This window comes from Enterococcus sp. 4E1_DIV0656, assembly GCF_002140695.1.
Classification (GTDB): Bacteria; Bacillota; Bacilli; order Lactobacillales; family Enterococcaceae; genus Enterococcus_D; species Enterococcus_D entomosocium.
Window position 1 is genome coordinate 708765 of record NZ_NGLF01000001.1, and the last position, 15926, is coordinate 724690.

The 15926-nt window shown below is 46.7% G+C and carries 15 protein-coding genes and 1 riboswitch; of the genes, 1 reads left to right on the forward strand and 14 read right to left on the reverse strand.

Annotated elements, in window-relative coordinates:
* Positions 1 to 89 precede the first annotated feature (89 nt).
* From A5882_RS03430 to A5882_RS03450, 5 genes are all read right to left on the reverse strand, one after another.
* Positions 90 to 1526, reverse strand: coding sequence for an MDR family MFS transporter (locus A5882_RS03430; RefSeq protein WP_228100784.1), 1437 nt, complete (start codon positions 1524 to 1526; stop codon positions 90 to 92).
* Positions 1523 to 1963, reverse strand: a complete 441-nt coding sequence (locus A5882_RS03435) for a MarR family winged helix-turn-helix transcriptional regulator (protein ID WP_005230651.1) — start codon at positions 1961 to 1963, stop codon at positions 1523 to 1525. Before A5882_RS03435 ends, A5882_RS03430 begins: the two co-directional genes overlap by 4 nt.
* 150 nt (positions 1964 to 2113) lie before the next feature.
* Complete coding sequence (locus A5882_RS03440) at positions 2114 to 3100, reverse strand: tRNA-dihydrouridine synthase (RefSeq protein ID WP_005230648.1); 987 nt, start codon at positions 3098 to 3100, stop codon at positions 2114 to 2116.
* Positions 3101 to 3235: 135 nt separating this feature from the next.
* Positions 3236 to 3760, reverse strand: a complete 525-nt coding sequence (locus A5882_RS03445; RefSeq protein ID WP_176461997.1) for an SWIM zinc finger domain-containing protein — start codon at positions 3758 to 3760, stop codon at positions 3236 to 3238.
* Between the two features lie 61 nt (positions 3761 to 3821).
* Positions 3822 to 4382, reverse strand: a complete 561-nt coding sequence (locus A5882_RS03450) for a TIGR00730 family Rossman fold protein (protein WP_008380221.1) — start codon at positions 4380 to 4382, stop codon at positions 3822 to 3824.
* 87 nt (positions 4383 to 4469) lie between these two features.
* Here A5882_RS03450 and A5882_RS03455 point away from each other — a divergent pair, with 87 nt between their 5' ends.
* Positions 4470 to 4811, forward strand: a complete 342-nt coding sequence (locus A5882_RS03455; protein WP_086372415.1) for a MazG nucleotide pyrophosphohydrolase domain-containing protein — start codon at positions 4470 to 4472, stop codon at positions 4809 to 4811.
* Positions 4812 to 4961: 150 nt separating this feature from the next.
* Here the strand turns inward: A5882_RS03455 and A5882_RS03460 are convergent, their stop codons facing one another.
* The 9 genes from A5882_RS03460 to A5882_RS03500 all read right to left on the reverse strand — a co-directional run bounded on the left by A5882_RS03460 (position 4962) and on the right by A5882_RS03500 (position 15702).
* On the reverse strand, positions 4962 to 5975 hold the full coding sequence (locus A5882_RS03460) for an ABC transporter substrate-binding protein (protein ID WP_086372416.1): 1014 nt from the start codon (positions 5973 to 5975) through the stop codon (positions 4962 to 4964).
* Positions 5968 to 6750, reverse strand: coding sequence for an ABC transporter ATP-binding protein (locus A5882_RS03465; protein ID WP_010748955.1), 783 nt, complete (start codon positions 6748 to 6750; stop codon positions 5968 to 5970). Before A5882_RS03465 ends, A5882_RS03460 begins: the two co-directional genes overlap by 8 nt.
* Before the next feature lie 4 nt (positions 6751 to 6754).
* Positions 6755 to 7828 carry an iron ABC transporter permease gene (locus A5882_RS03470; RefSeq protein WP_005233272.1) on the reverse strand — a complete coding sequence of 358 codons (1074 nt, stop codon included), beginning with the start codon at positions 7826 to 7828 and terminating at the stop codon, positions 6755 to 6757.
* Between the two features lie 471 nt (positions 7829 to 8299).
* Positions 8300 to 8773 (reverse strand): 6,7-dimethyl-8-ribityllumazine synthase, encoded by a 474-nt coding sequence (ribE, locus tag A5882_RS03475; RefSeq protein WP_086332739.1) that lies wholly within the window; start codon positions 8771 to 8773, stop codon positions 8300 to 8302.
* 21 nt (positions 8774 to 8794) lie between these two features.
* On the reverse strand, positions 8795 to 9970 hold the full coding sequence (gene ribB / locus A5882_RS03480; protein ID WP_176461998.1) for a 3,4-dihydroxy-2-butanone-4-phosphate synthase: 1176 nt from the start codon (positions 9968 to 9970) through the stop codon (positions 8795 to 8797).
* Between the two features lie 13 nt (positions 9971 to 9983).
* Positions 9984 to 10571: a riboflavin synthase gene (locus A5882_RS03485; protein WP_086372418.1), complete on the reverse strand. Its 588-nt coding sequence runs from the start codon at positions 10569 to 10571 to the stop codon at positions 9984 to 9986.
* Positions 10556 to 11632 (reverse strand): bifunctional diaminohydroxyphosphoribosylaminopyrimidine deaminase/5-amino-6-(5-phosphoribosylamino)uracil reductase RibD, encoded by a 1077-nt coding sequence (gene ribD / locus A5882_RS03490; RefSeq protein ID WP_086372419.1) that lies wholly within the window; start codon positions 11630 to 11632, stop codon positions 10556 to 10558. The genes A5882_RS03485 and ribD overlap by 16 nt, the downstream gene beginning before the upstream one ends.
* A 112-nt stretch (positions 11633 to 11744) precedes the next feature.
* A riboswitch (FMN riboswitch) is annotated at positions 11745 to 11883 on the reverse strand.
* A 194-nt stretch (positions 11884 to 12077) separates the two neighbouring features.
* Positions 12078 to 14726: an HAD-IC family P-type ATPase gene (locus A5882_RS03495; RefSeq protein WP_086372420.1), complete on the reverse strand. Its 2649-nt coding sequence runs from the start codon at positions 14724 to 14726 to the stop codon at positions 12078 to 12080.
* Positions 14727 to 15066: 340 nt separating this feature from the next.
* Positions 15067 to 15702 carry an NAD(P)H-binding protein gene (locus A5882_RS03500; protein ID WP_086372421.1) on the reverse strand — a complete coding sequence of 212 codons (636 nt, stop codon included), beginning with the start codon at positions 15700 to 15702 and terminating at the stop codon, positions 15067 to 15069.
* Positions 15703 to 15926: the final 224 nt, after the last annotated feature.

A 15926-nucleotide genomic window follows, 5' to 3' on the forward strand; every position in this document is an offset into this window, starting at 1 on the left:
GTTATCTTATTATATCGAATTTTTTGGTTTTTCATAGAGTTTCATGAAATAAATCAAGAAAAGCACCCTTCAAAGAAAGGTGCCCCTCTTTATTCCAGCGGTTCCTCCGCACCTTCCAGCCACACGGCTTCTGGTTTCTGATCACGAATCAAAAATAGCCCCGTTGCAAACAGCAGACCAGAAGCGATCGTCATCAATAAGAAAGAAACATTCATCCCGTGAAGCAGTGCACTCGTCCCCGTTAAGGTCGTGCTGTTTTGCGCCACACTATTCATGATCCCGACAAATAATGCTGTCCCGATAGCGCCTGCCACCGTCCGCAAAGAAGTCAATAATGCTGTTCCATGCGCCGTCAACTGCGGCGGAATATTTTTATTTCCCCACGTCACGAAGGGCATCAACAAACAGCCTGTGGCGGCACAGCGCAGCATGTTCAAGACCACTGCTACCCAAATACCCGTGTGTATATGGATGAAATACATGCCGATGTTGCTCAAGACCAGTGAGCCGCCGCCGAAAATCGTCAACAGACGGATGCCGACTTTGTCATAGATTCGTCCAGCCACCGGACTTAAAAAAGCCGAGACTAGGGAACCTGGCAAAACGACTAATCCTGAGATCGTCGCTGATTTGCCTAAAATCGACTGCACATAAAGCGGCATCAGCATCGCCGAACCCATCAAGACCAAGTAAAGCATGATACTGCCAAAGACACTGATGGCATACTCTTTTGTTTTTAAGACCCGCAGATCCAAAAATGGGGTTTCTGCTCTTAATTGACGGAAGACAAAGAAGATCCCTGCTATTAAACCGATCGCTAAGGTTCCTAAAACCGGCAAGCTGAAAAAGCCATAGCTGCCGATGTTTCCAAAGCCTAAAGTGATCCCACCAAAGGCGAAGGCACTCAAAACAAAAGAGGTCTGATCAAATTTGCTGTTGCTTACTGGCAACACATCATCAAAAACCTTTATGGCCCAAATCAATGAGATCAAAACAATCACGGCAACGATATAAAAAATCGCATGCCAGTTCAAGCGGTCCACGATCAGCCCAGCGATCGTCGGTGCGATCACAGGTGCCGCGGTGATTGAGAGTCCATACCAGCCCATCACGACACCGATGCGATTGATCGGATAAATCGATAAGAGGATCACTTGTGCCATCGCGGTCAAGATTCCATTGCCTACGGCCTGCAAAATACGAGCAAGCATCATGACTAGAAAATTGGGCGCTGTGGCACAAAGCAGCAAACCCACCAGAGCGATTCCTAATGCAGCGAGATAGAGCTTTTTGGTTGGCACACGATTCATAAGATATGCCGTCAAGGGCATAACGATCGCCATTGCCAAAGAATACCCGCTAGTCAGCCATTGGCCCGTAGTGACGGAAATCTGCAAGTCATTGACGATGGCGGGTAAAGCCGTCGTCAATGCGGTCGCCAACATGGATACGGCAATACATGTAATCATTAAATTAATAAAAATCAGCGTCCGCTGACGTTCCGTTCGTTGGACTGTTTCACTCAATCAACGTCCGCCTCCTTCTCAAGATAAAACTGTTCGATTTTTGCTAAGGCTTGACCAAAGGCTTGTTTTTCTTCTGCCGTCAAATAGGTCAGCATTTCTTGGTGCGCCTTGCTGCGTTTTTCTTTCATTCGCTGTGCCTCTTCCTTGCCTGCTTCTGTCAGCGAAATCAAATGACTGCGTTTATCTTTCGGATCGACTTCTTTTTGGATCAGCCCTTTTTCAGCCAGTTTCTTTAGTAGTTCGCCAGTGGATGTCGAACGAATCGCTAAATACGCGGCGAGATCTTTTTGGGTCAACGTGCCTTTTTCGTCCAATACCAGTAAGCAATTGAACTGCCCCCGTCCCGGCATAAAGCGTCCATACTTTTGTTCCGCATACCGCCGATTTAATTTATACACTTCAAACAATCGTTCCACGATTTCTTGTTCGGAAACCATCGATCTTCAGCTCCTTTCGCCTCTTCACTATTTAGATAGGTACCTAGTTAAAAGTCCGTTCTCCATTTTACATAGGTACCTATCTATTGTCAAGAAAGGATTGACATTGAGAGCGGGTACAGCAACCAAAAACGAAAAAAGCATTGAAACTTACGCTTCAATACTTTCCTCGTGGTTCTTTTTCTCCGCAAACTCTGCCAGCAGTTGCCGAACTTCATCCGTTGATTTGGTATTCATCAATTTTGCCCGCAAATCACTGGCTCCTGGGAAGCCTTTGACATAGATTTTAAAGAAACGATGCAATCCTGCGATCGAGCGTGGCACCATTTTGGCGTAATGATCCTGCAAGTCTAATTGCAGCTGTAGCAAGCCTAATAGCTCTTCTGAGGTATGCTCTTTCGGTTCTTTTTCAAAGGCATAGGGATTCTTGAAAATACCCCGACCGATCATGATTCCGTCTACGCCATATTTTTCTGCTAGCTCTAAACCTTTGGTACGATCAGGGATATCGCCGTTGATCGTCAGCTTCGTTTGTGGGGCGATTCGGTCCCGCAAGGCCACCACTTCAGGAATCAATTCCCAATGGGCATCGACCTTGCTCATTTCTTTGCGGGTTCGTAAATGGATCGAAAGGTTAGCGATATCTTGTTGCAGGACATGGGTCAACCAGGCTTCCATTTCCCCTAGTTCGGTATAGCCCAAACGCGTCTTGACGCTGACCGGCAAGCCGCCAGCTTTGGCTGCTTGGATCAGCTCAGCAGCAACTTCTGGTCGCAAGATTAAGCCGCTGCCTTTGCCTCGTCCGGCAACGTTTGGCACTGGACAGCCCATATTTAAGTCAATCCCTTTAAAGCCCATCTCGGCTAATCCGATACTCATTTCACGGAAATACTCTGGCTTGTCTCCCCAAATGTGGGCTACCATCGGTTGCTCATCTTCGGTGAAGACTAAACGTCCACGCACACTGTCGCGTCCTTCTGGATGACAGTAACTATCGGAGTTGGTAAATTCCGTAAAGAAAACATCTGGTGCGCCGGCAGCTTGAACGACATGCCGAAAAACGACATCGGTGACATCTTCCATTGGTGCTAGAATAAAAAAAGGCTTCGGCAATTCAGCCCAAAAATTTGTTGTCATGATTTACGCTCCATTTCTTTGTCCAAGGATCTTATTTTATGACCCCACTTGCAAAACAAACCCCATTATACTAAGAATGAGTCAAAGAAGCAAAAGAGCAAGATACGCGTATCAGACCTAGTACGAAATTTCCTTTTAAGCTTCCCAGTCATCCTCCCATTCTTCTTCCCAATCTTCCTCTTCTTCATCCCAGTCATCCCATGCTTCTACTTCTTCCTCCTCAGCGAAATCATCCTCGCTATCCGATACAACGTTTTTCACAAAAAGGGCTACAGAAGTATCCTCAACCATCAAACTGAGTAAAATCTGCCGCATATCCGTTTCGTCTAGCTGATCCACCAGCTTCTGATAGACCTCACGGCGTCCTTTACGTTTCGGTGGAGTCAAAGGCTTATTCTTTTCTTTCGCTCTCGTATAGGCGAATAAAACAGCCGCAAGATGTTTGCAATTAAAACCAGCCGCAAAGTGAGGACAATTACAAAATTCCTCCATGACCTTGCCCTGTTTTAGCGCAATTTCTACTTCATAAAGCTCTGTGCCGAATACTTCGGCTAGAATAAGCTGATCATCCGCTCTCAGTCGCGCCACACAACCGCTTAAATAATACTCTTTTCCTCTTTCCAAAATATGGGATTCAAAATAATCTTGCCATTCTAGCATTACTTCTCTCCTCCTCATTCATTAAACTAGAGAACTATGATAGGATTTAACCGATTGCTTCTTAATACTGCCGAATAACTGGTGGTTCGTAAGCTTGAATAAAGACTTCCAGCTCCTGGGTTGTTTGCGCAAAGCCGATTTTTTCGCGATCGGCCTGCGTCAAGAACTCATTTTCCACCATGTTGTCATACAAGGCTCTCGTTGCGCGGTAAAAGTTGTTCACATCATAAAAAGCACAAGGATTCGGGTTTTGACCGATTCTTGACCACGAGATCATCTCCGTGATTTCTTCCAGCGTCCCGGGACCACCTGGCAGTGCGACAAACGCCTGCGACAATTCGAACATTTTTCGTTTTCTTTCTGACATCGTCTCGACGACATGGAGTTCGGTCAATCCAGGATGTGCTAGTTCCCGATCTTTTAAAAAGGTTGGGATCACCCCGATCACCTGACCGCCATTTTCTAAGACAGCATCTGCCAGCACGCCCATCAAGCCCGCTTTTCCGCCGCCATAGACCAGCGTATTTTGCCGTGAAGCGATCCACTGCCCCAATTCTTGGGCGGCTGTTGCAAAACTAGGTTCATTACCGACACTGGCACCACAATAGACTGCAATTTTCATAAAACTCTCCATCATCCTTCTCAATCATTTTGAAATAGTATATCATGATTCTGATAAAGGTTCTGGGAAAGGATGGAAAAAAAAATTATGAACATTGAGGAATATCAACGATTTATCAGTGACTTCTACAAAGCCCGCAACTGGTATCAATATGATCCGTTTATTCGGGCGAATTTTTTAGCAGAAGAAGTCGGGGAAGTGAGCCGTGCCATTCGGACATTGGAGATTGGCCGTGACCGTCCCGATGAACAAGAAGGCTTGCCGGAAGAAAAACTGGCAAATCTGACGGAAGAATTGGGCGATGTACTGGATAACTTATTTATTCTCGCCGATAAATACGATATTTCTCTGGAAACAATCATGCAAAAACACAAAGAAAAGCTTTTGTCTCGCTATCAAATGAACCAAGAGTCAGAAAAAAACAGCTAACGGGCTACTTGTTGCGTAACGGGCAGCGGCAAAGGTTGCTTTTCCCAAATACAAAAAACCAACGTTTCTGTGGTCAATCGGCCAGTGAAACGTTGATTTTCTTCTATTATATAAAAAGTTGGTTCTCCTTTTTATGGGAATAGGAGGTGTTTATTGTGCCATTTGCTCTACCAGTTCTTCCAAACCAGTCAAGGCTTGGTAGCCGTAGCCAAAGAGATAATTGTAGTCCATGCTGTAGACTTGTTTGTTTTTGATGGCTTTCATGCTAGAGAGTTTGTCGTTTTTGTATAAGCCTTCAATGATTTCTTGACCGGAAACACTGCCTTCGATCGTTGACCAGTCGCCGACGATCAAGACATCGGGATCCGTTTCGATCAAAGTTTCGACACTGACTTCCCCTGAATAGTCTTGAAACACATTGTTCAGTTTGATCATATCAAAGTTGCTATTGAAAAAAGACTCGTCCTGAGCGGCATAGACACTGACAACACTAGGATCAGACATAAAGAGATGGGCAAAGGTTTGCTCTTCTTTGTCTGCTACTTTTTCTTCCAAGGCACTCTGACGATCCTTTAAGTCTTTTTCAAAAGCAGCGGCTGCCTCGGGGACATTGAAGAGCTTACCAAGGTTTTCAATGTCTTGATAAACGGAATCAAATGTTGCACCAGTGACAGAGGTTTCTTGGACGTAAGTCGGAATGCCCATCTCGTTCAAGGAATCAACGGTGCCGACGCCCCAATCTTGGTTATCAAAAAGTCCCCCGCGGCCAAAAATCAAATCTGGATCCACACTGAGCGCCGTTTCTTTACTGATATAGTCGCTGCCCAGGTCGTTTAGTTCTGCATAATCAGCAGCAACTTCCTCATCAGCGGCACCAAAGGTTGCACCGACACCCGCAATCTGATCCTTGAGGCCGAGATGCAGCAGCAATTCCGCTGCTGGTCGTGTGTTGGCTACGACTTTTTTCGGTGCCTCATTAAAGGTTTGGTCCTTGGCAGTCCACTGCGTACCGCCTTCTGCTTTGGTGTAGTTGCTGATGGTTAAGGGATACGTACTTTCTGCCTGTGAGGAAGAAGCCGAAGTTCCTTCATCCTTCGTATTGCCGCAAGCGCTTAATGTAAAGACTGCCAATCCTACCCCAATCATTTTTCCCCATTTATTCATCTGTTTGCTCCTTTTCAAAATAATAATGAAACCCTAATCCGCCTGTGATCGGATGATGGTAAATACTGCATTTCACGCCATAGATTTCTTCGATCAGTTCTTCTGTCAGCAGCGTTTCTGGCTCGCCATACCCTACGACCCGACCATCTTTTAAGGCATAGATGATGTCGCAATAGTTAGCTGCTTGTTCCAAATTGTGCAGCGCCGCCAACAAGCCAATCTTCAGATGCTTGACGGTTTCTAAGATTTCCAGCTGGTAACGGATATCCAAATGATTGGTCGGCTCATCGAGAATCATAAATTTCGGTTCTTGGGTGATGGCACGAGCAAGGACGACCCGCTGTTTTTCGCCACCTGATAATGAGAGGTAACTGCGTTTTCTGTAGGCACTTAGCCCTGTTTTGGCTAAGGCTTCGGTGACCAGCTCATGATCGGCTTTGGTGTCTTGTTCCAATAAACCCTTGTGGGGCGTGCGGCCTAAAAGCACCATCTGTTCTACTGTTAAATCAAAGCTCAACTCATTGAACTGACTGACGACGCTGACTTGCTGGGCGACTTTTTTTTCGGAACTTTTCAAAATATTCATCTCACCCAAATAAATGTCGCCGCTGTCAGGTTTCAACGTTTTGTAGATAGCTTTTAACAATGTAGATTTGCCGCTGCCGTTGGACCCAATCAAGCCGACAAATTGCCCCTGTGCGGTTTGGACGGAGATGTCTTTTAGTATCTGCTGATCCCCGATCGTTAGATTGAGCTTTTCAACTGCTAATTTCATTCCGTCACCCCCCAAAGTTGTATTGCCGTTTGACAATGATATAGATAAAGATCGGTGCGCCAATCAGCGCTGTAATGATCCCGATTGGCAGTTCGACTCCTTGCAGTGTCGAACGGGCGATCACATCCGCCCAAATCAAAAACAACGCGCCTGTCAAAGCGGTCAAAGGCATCAACAGGCGATGATCCGAGCCGCTGACTCCACGTACGATATGAGGAATGATCAAGCCGACAAAGCCGATCATCCCAGAATTCGCAACGATGATACTGGTTAATAGCGCTGCTAGTAGCATGTAAAAACGCCGATAGAAGGTCAGCTTGACCCCTAAGGTGGAAGCAACTTCATCCCCCAGCAAAAGCGTATTCAAAACACGGTATTGCGTCAGGAAGAAGAGCGTGATCAAAGAAACCAGAACTACGATAAAGCCTAATTTGTTCCAAGAAGCCGAGGCTAGGCTGCCCATCGACCAAAACGCTACGGTCTTCATCCCTTCTGCATTGCTAGCCAGATAGATGATCAAGTTTGAAACAGAGCTACATAAGGCACTGACGATCGTCCCCGACAGCACAAGTTTTGTGGAAGTCATTTTCCCACCGATACTGGCAAGCAGCAGCACCAAAATGGTGGCAATCCCCGCTCCTGCAAAGGCACCAAACGATAAGCCCAGCTGCAAGACTAGCGCCGAGCCGCCAAACCCGACTAAGATGGCGAAGGTCGCCCCTAGGGATGCGCCTGAAGAGATCCCTAAGATATAGGGATCTGCCAGCGGATTTTGGACCACCGCCTGCATCACTGCCCCGCTGATCGCTAACCCCATGCCCACAAAAATAGAGAGCAAGACCCGCGGTGCCCGAACAAACCAGACGATATTGATGTTTGCGTCTGAAATGCCTGAAAGATCACCAACCAATCCATGGCTGATTTTATAGAAAAGAATTTGATAAACTTCGCCAAGGGTGATATTGGCTTGTCCGTTTGCCAAAGCAACTCCTGCAGATAAGAGAATGGCGACAACTAAAACACAGCAAATGATTGTCGAAACCATCCAACGATTTGATTTAATCAACCCTACCGACATGTGATTCTCCTTTATTCAGCACGATCCTCTCCTGATTTCACAGCAAAAACAACCTGACTGTTGCCTCGCCGCTATCATAAAAGAAGCATCTGTGCGTTTTTTCGCTTATAAAAGTGCTTCTCATGAAAAGCGCCAAAGCCATGTGCTACTTTGACATCTATTTGCAAATGAGAATCACTCTCAATGAATAGAGTCATTATAAGGAACCTTTTGTGAAATGTAAATAATTTTCTGAAAATTTCCTTAAATAAGAGTTATTCTAATGTTCGTGATTGATGGGCGTTTTCCTCTCCATTGACCTATCGAAAACACGGTACCCGTGAAGAAGCGAATCCTTGGGCATAATAATCCAGTGTTTTTTTAATGATGAAAAAAAGACAGACTTCATTTTGTACGAAGTCTGTCTCCAGTCTAATGCCTATGCTTAGGCAGGCTTTTTCTTGCTAACTTCCCTTTGTTCGAACGTGAAACCTATGCGTTGCCAAGGATTTGCTGATTCAACGAAATCATCTCCAAAAGACCTTGAGCGGCTTCGCTGCCTTTGTTGCCAGCTTTGGTTCCCGCCCGTTCAATGGCTTGTTCGGTCGTTTCAGTCGTCAACACACCAAACATGATTGGAATGTCGGCATTCAGACCAATTTGGGCTACGCCTTTCGCCACTTCATTTGAGATCAATTCATAGTGGGTCGTTGCTCCGCGAATCAAGGCACCTAATGTCACGATCCCATCGTATTGTTTGTGGTCAACGATTTTTTTGGTAATATACGGAATCTCATAAGCACCTGGTACCCAATACACATCGATGTTTTCTGCTTTGACTCCATGACGCACCAAATTGTCTTTGGCGCCTTCCACTAACTTGGAAGTGATAAACTCGTTGAATCGTGAAACCACGATCCCTACTTTGACTGCCTCTCCCTGAAACGTTCCTTCAAATACTGTCATCGCTCATTCTCCTTTGGTTGATTAAATAGATAGGTAATGGTGAAACTTTTCTTTCTTCGTTTTCAAATAGCTGCTGTTTTCTTTATGCGCGGGCATCTCCAGCGGAACCCGTTCTGCTACCTTGATCCCTAAGCTTTCTAATTCCTTCACTTTGTCAGGGTTATTGGTCATCAGTTGAATCTCCTGCACTTCTAAGGAACGTAAAACATCGGCAGCAAACGTGTAATGACGAGCATCTGCTGCAAAACCCAATGCAATATTTGCTTCATACGTATCCAATCCTTGTTCCTGCAACTGGTAGGCACGGAGCTTGTTCCGCAAGCCAATACCGCGGCCTTCTTGGCGTAGATACAAAATCGCACCACGGCCTTTTGCTTCGATCTGCCGCATCGCTTCTTGCAGCTGTTCGCCACAATCACAGCGATGAGAGCCGAAGACATCGCCTGTTAAACACTCTGAATGGATCCGTAGTAACAGCGGCTCGGTAGTATGTTGAATCTCGCCTTTGGCTAGTAAAAGGTGTTCATTGCCGAATTCATCTTCAAATAAGGTCAATTGGAACGCCCCATAAGCCGTTGGCAAATCCACCGTGATAGGTGCAGTTCCTCGTAGATATTCCGCCAACTCGTCAATGGTCAAAAACGGCAGCTGCCATTTTTCTGCTAATTTTTTCAATTCTGGGACCCGAGCCATCGTGCCATCTTCATTTAAAATCTCACAAATGTAGGCTGCTTCCACGCTGCCAGCAAGCTTCGCTAAATCCACAGCCGCTTCTGTATGTCCTCTGCGTTCTAACACGCCGCCAGATTGAGCGGTCAATGGGAAGATATGTCCAGGACGATAAAAATCCGCTGCTTGTGACGCAGGATCAGCCAATTTTTCAATCGTCACTGCCCGGTCTTTCGCAGAAATTCCCGTACTCGTTGTCTCGTGATCGACACTGATGGTAAACGCGGTGCCAAAGGCATCCGTATTATTGGCGGTCATCTCAGGCAATGCCAGCTTTTCAGCGATCGCTTGTGAGATGGGTGCACAGATCAAGCCGCGGCCATAAGTCGCCATAAAATTGACGGCTTCTGGCGTTGCGTATTCAGCGATCCCAATCAAATCTCCTTCTGATTCTCGATTTTCATCATCGGCGACAATCACTAAGCCGCCTTTTTTTAACCATTCCACTGCTTGTTCTACTTTATGCATCGTCTGCCTTCTTTCATTTTCGTTGGTATTTGACATATTTCCCAATCATATCCGTCTCGATATTGACCCACTCCCCTTGTTTCAACTGCCCCAGCGTCGTCTGGTCTTTGGAATGGGGGATCAAGCTAACGGAAAAGGCCTGTGCCGTCGTCTGGGTGACCGTCAAACTGACGCCATTGATCGCAATCGACCCTTGCGGAATGATTTCCCCTTGCACACTGGTGGGGTAAGCAAATGTCAAGATCAAGGCATTTTCCAACTGCTTTTTCTGGATCAAACGGGTCGTTACATCAATGTGGCCAGCGACAAAGTGGCCTTCAAAACGCTGCGTTGCTGCCATCGCTCGCTCCAAATTGACTTCGGCACCCACCGAGAGTTGTTTAAAGGTCGTTCGTTGAAAGGTTTCCGGCATGATATCCACCGTAAACGTCGTCGCTTGTTTGGCGATCGCCGTCAAACACGTACCGTTGATCGCCATGCTGTCTCCGATCTGGTAATCCGTCAGCAAGCCTTCCGACGCACTGCAGGTTAGCTGGATCGTGCGGCTTTGCTTGCGGATCTCTTTGATGCGACCTTTTTCCTGAATCAATCCTGTGAACATTCCTCTGGTCTCCTTCCTCGGATGCAAACATCTTCTCCAACTGCCGTCACCGTCACCTCTGTTAGCCGTTGCAGCTGATTCGGGGTACGCTCACTGGCAAAACTAGCGAGACTATTGCCCCCAAGAAACTTTGGCGCCACATAGGTAATGCTTTCTTGCCACAGTCCGCTGGCTAAAAAGGCATCATGGATCGCAGCGCCTCCCTCCACGTAAAGCGATTGGACCTGTCGTGTGGCAAGCTCCTTCAACAATGCAGCGATCGTCAATTCTTCCAGTTGGATCACTGAGACATGCGCTGGCAAATCATTGACAGCTGCCTGCTGCGTAAAAATCCACACAGGTGCCGAATCGTCGGCAAACAGTGCCAGTTGGGGTTGCGACAGCGTTCGTCCCCGACGGTCTACCACGATGCGAATCGGCGGAAAGCTGGTTTCAATCGTGGTCAATAAGGTGGGATCATCCGTCAACACCGTCTGACTGCCCACTAAGATCCCTTGGTAGTCCCCACGTTCTTGATGAACGTTTTGCCAAACCCCTGAACCAGTGATCGCACTGCGGGTTAACGCATCATGAGCGATCCGACCATCTAAAGTGATCGCTTGCTTCAATGCCACGTAAGGTAGCTGATGCTGATGGTAAAAATTATAGTGTGGATTCAAACGGCGCACTTCTGTTTCTTCGATACCCACCAACACGTCGATGCCCTGATTTTCTAAAAAGCGCTTGCCTTGTCCAGCCACGATCGGGTTAGGATCTAACTGGCCGACGACTACTTTTTTGATGCCGCTGTCGATGATCAGCTGGGTGCAAGGCGGCTGTTTTCCTTGATGGTTGCAAGGTTCTAACGTCACGTATAAAGTCGAATTGATTAGGTCTTCGGAGGAATGGCATTGTTCGATGGCGTTTCGTTCCGCATGGGACTGCCCATAGACTAAGTGAGCCCCTTTGGCAATGACCCGTTGCTCTTTGACGATCACAGCGCCCACTAGCGGATTGGTAAAGGTTTGGTAACGCCCTTTTTTGGCTTCTGCGATCGCCAAACGCATGTATTCGTTATGCATCTTCCTTCCTCCTTTCAATAAAAAAATGCCTCGTGAGAATCTCACGAGGCATAGACAAACAAGACCGGCAAAAAATCAATTTTAGACGCACTGCGCCCCTTGAAATTTTGTGGTTTTTCTTCTCCCATCCAGACTTTCACTGTCGGTGCCAGATTCACACTGGCTCCACCGCATAGCTATGCGGGTCACGGACTTCAAGCATTGCGCTTGTCACCGTCGGTCGGGAATTACACCCTGCCCCGAAGAATACTATTCAATTCATGTGCATTTTAGCCCGACCATTTTTGTTTGTCAATAGGCCTGATTACAAGCCAATAGGAATTAATCTTGGCTTTTTCTTTTGGCAACCCCAAAGCAGCGACAGCAGAAATCCCTTGTCGTTCCGCCATTTTCCTAAGCTGCAGCAAGGCGATTTTGCCTGAAAAAAAATACGAGAAAACCTAGGTTAAATATTTTTTCTCGAACGAAGCCATTTATCGAACTCCGTCACGAGTAAGACGACCATCCCGGAAGCTGCTGAGATGACCCAGCCAATCAAGGACATGTCCTCAGTATGAAAGGCGCTTTGCATAAATGGAACATAGGTCAATAACAGTTGCAGAACCAGCATCACACCAATGATCAAGAACGCTTTTGGATTGGTGAAGGAAGCTTTAGAAAACGCTGGTGCACTGGTACGGATGTTGAACAAATAGAAAATCTTACTCAAGACCACGATATTGACCATCATGGTACTGGCAACGGCTTCGCTGACGCCTTGCAGCAAGAGCCAGTCATGAGCGATCAAACTGATGACTGCCATCAAGATCGACACATACGCCATCTGCCAAATATCGTGACGATTCAACAATTTATTGCCTGTCTTTCGCGGCTTGCGGCTCATGATCCCAGACTCTGCTGGTTCAAAGATAAACGCAAACTGGATCGTAATAGCAGAAACCATGTTGATCCACAGCAGTTGTGTCGCCTGCAGCGGCAATTCTTTTTGCATCATGATCGTAAAGGCAATGATCAGCCCTTCGGCAAAAGATGTCGGCAACAGAAACAGAATGCTCTTTTTGATGTTGTCATAGATCCTGCGTCCTTCGCGAATCGCTAAGGACATGGTACCGAAATTGTCATCGGTCAAGATCATATCAGCAGAATCTTTGGCTACATCCGTGCCGCTGATCCCCATCGCTACACCGATATCCGCCCGCTTCAACGCCGGGGCATCGTTAACGCCGTCCCCTGTCATCGCCGTGACTTTGCCTTTGGCTTGTAGCGCTTTGATAATGTCCAATTTATTTTTCGGCGTGGTTCGTGCAAAGACTTGATTCGTCAAGGCAGCATCTTGAAATTCAGCTTCACTCATCTGATCCAACTCGGCACCTGTCACGACGTGAATCTCATCCGCTAAGCCAAGCTTTTCCCCAATCGCTTTGGCGGTCAGAGGGTGATCCCCAGTAATCATTTTCACTTGAACACCGGCTTGGTTCATTTCCTTCAGGGAGGCAATCACTTCTTCTCGCGGCGGATCGATGATCCCGGCGATCCCTAGTAATTGTAGCCCTTGCTCAAAAATCGTTTCATCAATGTGATCAATCGAAACTTTCTGATAGCCCACCGCTACCACTCGTTTGCCTTCTGCCGACAAGCGGCGAACATGACCTGTCCAATAGGCTTCATTAAAAGGTGCCGCTTGTTTTTGCACCATTTCAAACAATTTATCTGGGGAGCCTTTAACAAATAGCAAGCGTTCCCCCGCAGGGTTTGCCACTAGTTTCGCCATGTAGCGGTTGTCCGAATCAAAGGGCAGCATATCCAGTTCTTGGTAAGCGGGTGCTTGCGGATAGGCAAATTGCTTATGATACAGCGTCAAAAAGGAGCCGTCTGTTGGTTCCCCATTGATCGTCCAGTGATTTCCTTCTGGAACTAATACCGTATCGTTGGCTTCGTAGCCAGCTTCCAAAAACAACTGCAAGATGTCTTGCGTGTAGACGTCCTCCTGCTTTGGACGAATCACGCCCACCGGCGCATAGCCGTCACCCGTCACTTCGTATTCCTGCTCAGCCAATACGATGTCTTTAACTGTCATTTCATTTTTAGTCAGGGTACCGGTCTTATCCGTAGCGATCACATCCACTGAGCCTAGCGTTTCAACCGCCGGCAGTGTTTTGATGATGGTGTGCTTGTTTTTTGCCATGTCGCTGACACCCATCGCCAAAACCACCGAGGTCGTTGCTGGCAATCCTTCTGGGATCGAGCCGACGATCATGGTGACGACGGCTAAGGACAAGACAGAGATCGCGTAGGTTTGCTGGAACAAACTGACGATAAACAGCAAGACCGCCACGCCCATGATCACATAGGTGATGCCTTTCCCCAGTCCATCGATCTCTTTCATCAACGGCGTTTTTCGTTCTTCTGTTTGATTGACTTCTGTGGAGATTTTCCCGATCTCAGTCGTGGCGCCGGTAGCGATCACGATTCCTTTCCCGCTTCCTGACGTCACGGAAGTCGAAGCAAACGCCAAATTCCGTTGTTCTGCTAATGGGGTTGCTTCATCCACTAAGGCATCTGTTATTTTTTCCACCGAATCGGCTTCACCAGTCAAGGCGGATTCTTGGATACGCAAGTTGTCCGCTTCGATGATCCGCAGATCCGCAGGCACATTGTCGCCGGCTTCTAAGAATACGACATCCCCCGGAACGACTTCGGCAGCTGGAATATCTTGCCGAATCCCATTCCGATAGACCGTGGCTTCTGCTGATAGCATCTCTTTGACCCGTTCTAACGCATCGGAAGCATTGGCTTCTTGGTAATAACCGATCAACGCATTGACCAGTACGACGATGCCAATGATCACGGCATCAGAGAAATGCCCCATCAGCAGCGTTAAGATGGCGGAGAAAATCAAAATGTAGATGATCGTGTTATGGAATTGCCGCAGCAGCAAACGCCACTTGGCGGTTTTTTTGACCGCTAATTGATTCAATCCGTAGGTTTCTAACCGCTCGGTTACTTGCGCCTCATCTAATCCTTGTTCGATTGAGGGCACCTGATACTGTTCGATTGTTTCTGACACTGATAATTGAAACTCTTTTTTATTCATTTATTCTTCTTCCTTTTCTTTTTCATTGATGGATAACACAAATAAGCCCCTTATTTAGAAACTGCTCCTAAATAACGCGCTGTTGTTGGTCTCCTATTCAATTAAAAAGTAAGGTAAGTCAAAATAGTGTTTCTGCTCACCGTCACTCGAGTCGCTTGACATTCGTTTACCACCCCCTCTAAAGTTAGCAATAAGCGTAACAAACTATTTTTTCAAAGTCAAGAGTCATCGCTTTCAAAAATGAAAAGTGACTGGCTTCTTCACAAAAAAAGCCGCACGACAACGATTTATTGCCGTGCAGCTTCCTTCAGTACATTCTCTTCAAGCCCAAAGGCACGCCTTAAAGCTGATCCAGTGCCTCGCTGATCGGTGTTTCTCCTGCTTGGACTTTGATGACTTTTTGATAAGTTGCTGGACGTTCCAGCATTTCACCTAACAATACGGCGACATCCTCGATGGGGATCGCACCAGAGGTCGTTTCACTGATCTCAATCAAACTAGATCCTGGTGTTTCTTTCAACGCACCCGGCTGCAAAATCGTATAGTCTAGTGAGGTATTGTCGATCAGCCAGCGATCAGAGAAAAATTTGGCGATCGTGTAATCCATCAATGACGCCATGCCTTCCCTTTGCCACTGTTCAGGTTCTAAGGCATAGGCTGAGCTAAGGTGGATGTAGCGCTTGATTCCTTTTGATTCAGCGGCTTGCATCACTTTGACCGCACCATACAGATCAGATTGCAGCAAGTCTTTGCCTCGGGAACCCGCCACGAAGTATACCGCTTCCGCATCTGCGAATTTGGCCGCCATCTCTTCCGGTTCCGTGTGTAAATCAAAGAACACGGGCTTGATATTCTCCGTTTCTGTGATTTTCTCACTGCTGCGCGCACCAGCATAAACGATGTGTCCTTGTTTTTCTAGAAAGGCGATCAATTTTTGGCCCACCCGTCCGGTAGCACCAACGACAAAAGTTTTCATTTTCTTTACTCCTCTCGATTCTTTTTCCAACTCTTTCTAGTATCATCGTAGGACAAAAACCTAGATCCAACAACTATTCTGTTTCTAAACGAAGGAGAAAAAGGCACAGCACAAACCAATTCTTGCTATTTTTCCCCATAGAAACCCATGTTTTTAAAAAAACACCCAAAAAAATGAAAAAAATTTTCTCAAACGATTGACAAAGCCTTGACTCTTTTGTAGAC

Excerpts from the sequence above, each read along its gene's own strand:
- A5882_RS03460 (WP_086372416.1), bottom strand. The coding sequence starts at position 5,975 with ATGAATAAATGGGGAAAAATGATTGGGGTAGGATTGGCAGTCTTTACA.
- A5882_RS03465 (WP_010748955.1), bottom strand. The coding sequence starts at position 6,750 with ATGAAATTAGCAGTTGAAAAGCTCAATCTAACGATCGGGGATCAGCAG.
- ribE (WP_086332739.1), bottom strand. The coding sequence starts at position 8,773 with ATGACAGTATTTGAAGGAACGTTTCAGGGAGAGGCAGTCAAAGTAGGG.
- A5882_RS03495 (WP_086372420.1), bottom strand. The coding sequence starts at position 14,726 with ATGAATAAAAAAGAGTTTCAATTATCAGTGTCAGAAACAATCGAACAG.
- A5882_RS03450 (WP_008380221.1), bottom strand. The coding sequence starts at position 4,382 with ATGAAAATTGCAGTCTATTGTGGTGCCAGTGTCGGTAATGAACCTAGT.
- ribD (WP_086372419.1), bottom strand. The coding sequence starts at position 11,632 with ATGCATAACGAATACATGCGTTTGGCGATCGCAGAAGCCAAAAAAGGG.
- A5882_RS03440 (WP_005230648.1), bottom strand. The coding sequence starts at position 3,100 with ATGACAACAAATTTTTGGGCTGAATTGCCGAAGCCTTTTTTTATTCTA.
- A5882_RS03455 (WP_086372415.1), top strand. The coding sequence starts at position 4,470 with ATGAACATTGAGGAATATCAACGATTTATCAGTGACTTCTACAAAGCC.
- ribB (WP_176461998.1), bottom strand. The coding sequence starts at position 9,970 with ATGCATAAAGTAGAACAAGCAGTGGAATGGTTAAAAAAAGGCGGCTTA.
- A5882_RS03435 (WP_005230651.1), bottom strand. The coding sequence starts at position 1,963 with ATGGTTTCCGAACAAGAAATCGTGGAACGATTGTTTGAAGTGTATAAA.
- A5882_RS03500 (WP_086372421.1), bottom strand. The coding sequence starts at position 15,702 with ATGAAAACTTTTGTCGTTGGTGCTACCGGACGGGTGGGCCAAAAATTG.
- A5882_RS03445 (WP_176461997.1), bottom strand. The coding sequence starts at position 3,760 with ATGCTAGAATGGCAAGATTATTTTGAATCCCATATTTTGGAAAGAGGA.
- A5882_RS03470 (WP_005233272.1), bottom strand. The coding sequence starts at position 7,828 with ATGTCGGTAGGGTTGATTAAATCAAATCGTTGGATGGTTTCGACAATC.
- A5882_RS03485 (WP_086372418.1), bottom strand. The coding sequence starts at position 10,571 with ATGTTCACAGGATTGATTCAGGAAAAAGGTCGCATCAAAGAGATCCGC.